Source organism: Streptomyces glaucescens (assembly GCF_002154375.1).
Lineage (GTDB): Bacteria > Actinomycetota > Actinomycetes > Streptomycetales > Streptomycetaceae > Streptomyces > Streptomyces glaucescens.
Genome location: NZ_MUND01000713.1, coordinates 1 through 4,845, shown reverse-complemented (window position 1 = coordinate 4,845; position 4,845 = coordinate 1). Strand labels below are relative to the sequence as shown.

Annotated in this window: 4 protein-coding genes; all 4 read right to left on the bottom strand. The window is 69.8% G+C overall.

Annotation, left to right across the window (positions count from 1 at the left end; genetic code table 11):
* Window positions 1–616: pectate lyase family protein (locus CCN42_RS35745; RefSeq protein WP_479688099.1), on the bottom strand; the 616-nt coding region annotated here is incomplete at its 3' end.
* A 38-nt stretch (window positions 617–654) separates the two neighbouring features.
* Window positions 655–1,452, bottom strand: coding sequence for a rhamnogalacturonan acetylesterase (locus tag CCN42_RS35740; protein ID WP_086741516.1), 798 nt, complete (start codon window positions 1,450–1,452; stop codon window positions 655–657).
* 118 nt (window positions 1,453–1,570) lie between these two features.
* Window positions 1,571–2,914 carry an ABC transporter substrate-binding protein gene (locus tag CCN42_RS35735; RefSeq protein ID WP_086171633.1) on the bottom strand — a complete coding sequence of 448 codons (1,344 nt, stop codon included), beginning with the start codon at window positions 2,912–2,914 and terminating at the stop codon, window positions 1,571–1,573.
* Window positions 2,915–2,962: 48 nt separating this feature from the next.
* The coding region (locus tag CCN42_RS35730; protein WP_245877618.1) for a pectinesterase family protein at window positions 2,963–4,845 on the bottom strand (1,883 nt) is incomplete at its 5' end.

Below are 4,845 nucleotides of genomic sequence, written 5' to 3'. Positions count from 1 at the left end.
CGTCGGTCGGGTCCCACTGCGGGAAGCAGTCGACGGGAGCCTCGATGGTGAGGTTCCGGATGATGACGTTGTCGACGCCCCTGATCTGAAGGCTTCCGCCGAGGATCCCGGAGTTCCGGCCGACCCCCACGATGGTGGTGTCGGCCGGGATGTTCGCCTTGATGGCCTTGTCCTGGTTGGCGGCGGACGCGGCCCGCAGGTCCTCCTGCTCGCCGCTGACGGGCTTGTCGTGGCCCCAGACGGCCGGGTCGTAGTCGGCGAGGTACCGCTGGAAGTCGTAGCCCTCGGCGGCGAAGGCGTCGCAGCCCTCCGACACGGCGTCGATCATGCCCTTGACCTTGATGATCCGGGGCGCGGTGCCGCCGTCCGCCAGGGCGGCCCGGAACTCCTCCCAGGTGGTCACCGTGTAGACGTGCGCGGCGTCGGCGGCCGATCCGCCGGTGGTACCGGTGCCCTCGGAGGCCCAGCCGTCCCCGGCGGCCAGCACCTGGCGGCCGAGGTCGCGGGACCCGGCGTGGGCGGTGGCGGTCCCGGTGACGCCGAGGACCAGCGCGACGCACCCGGTGAGGGCGACGCTCGTTCTTGTGGCATGCCCATGCCAGTTCTGTGTGTTCATGGTGCGGCTCTCTCTCGACAGTGGGATGAATGCAGACGTCAGACGGCAGCCGGCAGCCACTCGATCCAGGCCTCGGGGATCTCGTCGTCGAGCCGGCGCACGTCCCGCGGGCCCAGCACCCGCGTGCGCAGCAGCTCCCGCACCACCAGCCGCGCCACGGCGATCGCGCCCGGCGGGTTGAAGTGCGTGTTGTCCTGCTCGGACGCCGTCCAGTTGAAGTACTTCTTGGTCTCCTCGGCGCCCAGCTCCTGCCACAGCGCGAGCGACAGCGCCTGCACGTCCAGCAGCGCCACCCCCTCCTCCCGGGCGAGCGCGCGCATCGCCGCCGGGTACTCGCCGTGGCTCGGCAGCGCCCTGCCCTGCGCGTCGAACCTGCGCCGCTCCACGGAGGTGGCCAGCACCGGCCGGGCCCCCCGGGCGCGGGCGCCGTCGATGTACAGCCGCAGGTGGTCCTGGTAGGTCGTCCACGGCTCGGTGTACCGGGCGGGATCGGCGCTCTTCTGGTCGTTGTGGCCGAACTGGACGATCAGGAAGTCACCCGGCCGGATCTCCGCGAGGATCGCGTCGAGCCGGCCCTCGTCCACGAAACTCTTCGAACTCCGGCCGTTCACCGCGTGGTTCGCGACCGGCCGGTCCTTGTGCAGAAAGAAGGGGAACGCCATCCCCCACCCGGTCTCCGGCGCCGCGTCCGCGTACTTCTGCGCGGCGGTGGAGTCCCCGGCGATGTGGATCGTCCGACGGCGCGGCCCGGACGAGGCCCGCGCGACACCGTGCGTGGAAAGAGCAAGCGGAGCAGCGGCCAACGCCGAAGCGACCCGCCTACGAGAAATGGACACAGAGGGCGCCTTTCGAACTCCGGATGAGCGAACAAGGGGCGCGGGGAACCGCGCGAGGAACCGGGGACGGCCCGCAGCCCGGGAACCTCGGGCCGCCCCACGGCGAATCCGGCACGGCCTACTGGTTCCGCTGCTTCCACTCGGCCTGGGCCTCGTTCAGCTGCTCGGCCAGCCCGTCCAGGAACTCCTTGGCCGACATGGTCCCCAGCAGCACCTTCTGGAGGTTCGGCTCGTTCTCCGCCTTGGAGATCGTGTTCCAGTCCGGCAGGTAGTACGGCAGCTGGACGATGGTCGTGGAACCGTCGCTCAGCGCCTGAGCGGCCAGCTTCGTCGGCTCCGCCTTCGCGACCCAGGGGTCCTTCGCCGCGTCCGTGTTCGCCGGCACCTGACCCGCCGACTCGTTGAACTTCGAGTTCTCCTCGTGCGAGAGCGCGAACTCGATGAACTTCCAGGCGGCTTCCTTGTTCTTGGAGTTCTTGAACAGTCCCAGCCCGTCGACCGGGTTGGACACCTGCACCCGCTTGCCGCCGGGGCCGGTCGGCTGCGGAATGCCCCGGAACTTGTCGACGCCGAGCGCCTTCACGTGGTCCTGGTAGGAGCCCAGGTTGTGGTTGAGCATGCCGATGGTGCCGGAGTCCCACTGGGCGACCATCTTGGTGAAGTCGTTGTTGAGGTCGGCGGAGGGCGTGACGTTCTTGTACAGCGCCGCGTACTTCTCCAGCGCGGCGATGTTCCTGGGGTCGTTGACGGTGGTCTTGTCGCCCTCCCAGAACGAGGTGATCCCGCTCTGCCCGTACATCGCGTCCAGGGCCTGCGCGATGGAGCCGGCGCCGCCGCGGATGGTGTACCCGAACTGGTTCTTCTTCACGTCGGTCAGCTCGTTCGCCGCCGTGAAGAAGGCCTCCCAGGTGGTCGGCGCCTGCAGGCCCGCCTTCTTGAACAGGTCGGTGCGGTAGTACAGCACACCGTTGTTCGCGGAGGTCGGGATCGAGTACAGGGTGCCGTCGCCGCCGCCCGCGGCCTTCATCGACTTCAGCATGTCCTCGTTGAGCTTGCCGTTCAGCGGGGACCCCGCGAGCCGGTCGTCCAGCGGCTCCAGCGCGCCCTGGGCGGAGAAGCCGGCGAGCATGGCCGCGCCGACACCGCCGACGTCGGGCAGGCCGCCGCCCTGGATGGCGGTGTCGACCTTGGACTGGTACTCGGTGGAGGAGATGCCGACGTACTCGACGTCGATGTCCGGGTTGGTCTTCTCGAAGTCGGCGATGATCTCCTTCCAGATGTCGGTGCGGACACCGCCGTTGTTGTCCCAGAAGACGATCTTGCCTTTGCCGCTGCCCTCGGCGCCCTCGCCGCCGCCCCCACCGCTGCCGTCGTCGCCGCAGGCGGTGGCGGTGAGCGCGAGAACGGAGCCCAGGGCGACGGCGATGGCAGCGCGCCTGCTTCTGCGGATGCTGATCTTCATTGGTCGGCTCTCTTCTTCGGTTCCAGCGAGATATGAAGTTGTGGGGGGTCAGTGGCGGGCGTGCGGCGCCCAGCCGTCCGTGCCCGCGAGGTAGTCGGCGACGGTGTGCCGCGCGGCCTCGGCGTCGCCCATCTGCGGCCGGTCCGCGGTGACCGTGGCGCCCGGCCCGGTGTTCCGGTACTCCGCGAACCGCGCGTCCTTCCACGAGAAGCCGCTCATGTCGGTCCACGGCGACGCCTTGACCGCGGCGGGCAGCTCGGTGTCGCGGATCAGCACCTGGGCCACGGCCGCGGGCTCCCCGCCGGGGTGCCAGGGCCGGCCGAGGTGGTACGTCCCGGCCGGCGCGTCGCTGACGATCCTCGACCGGGTGATCAGGAAGCCGTACGGGTTGCCCGTCCAGGTCGAGGCGGCCGTGATGTAGCCGTTGTTGGTCGCCGATCCCCGGCTGAGCGCGCGGATCACGGACCGCTCGATCACCGTCGTCGCCCGCCCGTAGACGAAGTCGACGTCGCCCTCGATGTACGAGTCGCGGATGTACACCCGGCTGACGGTGGTCAGCCGGGGGCTGTCGGTCATCAGGGTGTCCTGGTTGCCCAGGAAGGCGGTGTCCTCGAAGACGATCCGGTCACCGGTCGTCTTCACCGCCAGCGCCTGCTCGCCGTTCAGCTCGTGCGCGGCCTCGTCGAAGTCGTTGCTGAAGGTGAGGTTGCGCGCCGTGGTGTCACTGGCGGAGATCCGTACGGTCGCGCTCCCGGTGGAGCCGCCGTACGCGGCGGGCGTGTCGTAGACGATGACGGTGTCGGAGCGGTTCTGTCCAGTCCCCTGCAGCACGATGTTCGGCTTGCCCGCGGGAATGTGGACCTTGGCGCGGTAGGTGCCGGGCGCGACGGCGATGGTCACCGGGACGTCGTTGCCGTCCGGCACGGCGTCCACGGCGGCCTGCACGGTCGGGTGGTCGGCGGGCACGTGCAGCACGGTCCCGATCTGCCGCTGCGGCCCGGAGAAGCGCTGCACGAGCGCGGGTACGGCGGCGGCCGGGTCCAGCCGGTAGGCGTAGAAGTCACGCGGGTCGAAGGCGGTGCCCCACGCGTCGTGCCGCCCGGTGGTGTTCCTCAGGATGGACCCGCGCTGCACCAGCTCGGCCGTCGCGTCGGCCTGGTAGGGGTGCTGGACGTCCCGGTAGTACGAGTTCTCGATGACCATGCGGGTCCGGCCGCGCGCCCAGTTGCCGTACGTCCACACGGGGTCGCCGGGATCCGCCTGCGCCGTCAGGTAGTTGTTGTAGAGGTGGGCGTAGGCGGCGTTGTCGACGGACGGGTTGCGCTGCTTGGTGCCCCGGAACCAGTTGTGATCGATGGTGATCTGGGTCTTGACGTTGGCCGTCCAGCCCAGGCCGAACGTCTTGTTGTTGTTCTCGAAGCGGTTGTAGGAGACGGTGACGTACTCGCTGTCCTTGCGGACGTCGAGCTGGCCGTCGCAGATGTTCGAGAAGCGGTTGTGGTCGACCCAGACGTGGTGGACGGTGTCCATCTGGATGCCGTCGAAGTCGGTGTCCTTGCAGTCCCAGTTGCCCGCGACGGCCGAGTCCCGGATCGTCATGTTCCGGATGATCACGTTGTGGGTGCCGGGGCTGAGGTGGAACTCGCCCTGCACCAGCTCACCGGTCGCGCCGACGCCCACGATGGTCTTGTCCGAGGCGACCTCGATGCTCGCGCCGAACGGCTCGGCGGTGATGCTGCCCTTGACCCGGATGACGTACGGCTCGGGCGCGGCGGCGTACCTCGCCAGCGCGGCCTGGTCGGTGACGGTGACCACCTTGCCGCCGGCACCTCCGGTGGTGCCGCCGGCGAGGGAGGCGAAGCCGTGCGGGCGGTCGGTGAAGCGGGCCGGGGCGGCCGCACCGGCCGCCCCGGCGGTGTCCGTGTCGGCGG